This window comes from Pseudoalteromonas sp. 19-MNA-CIBAN-0066, assembly GCF_040308705.1.
GTDB classification, from domain to species: Bacteria; Pseudomonadota; Gammaproteobacteria; order Enterobacterales; family Alteromonadaceae; genus Pseudoalteromonas; species Pseudoalteromonas nigrifaciens.
Genome location: NZ_JBEONZ010000406.1, coordinates 1 through 238 on the forward strand (window position 1 = coordinate 1; position 238 = coordinate 238).

Below are 238 nucleotides of genomic sequence, written 5' to 3' on the forward strand. Positions count from 1 at the left end.
TCGTGTAACAGTAATGCTTGCCGATGCAGAGCGTAATGCGCGTTCTGTACGTGGTCAAGGCGATGCTGATGCAGCAGGCATCTATGCAAGCGCGTATAACAAAGACCCTGAGTTCTTTAGTTTTGTGCGTTCGCTCGAGGCTTACAAAAAGACTTTTAAAAATAAGCAAGACGTTATGGTGCTTTCACCAGATAGCGACTTCTTCCAATATATGAAAGGCGCTAAAGCTCAATAGGCT

Annotated in this window: 1 pseudogene; it reads left to right on the plus strand. The window is 45.0% G+C overall.

The window, feature by feature from the left end:
• Positions 1-235: pseudogene (locus tag AAEZ18_RS19615) on the plus strand (protease modulator HflC); the annotation flags it as partial.
• Positions 236-238 lie beyond the last annotated feature (3 nt).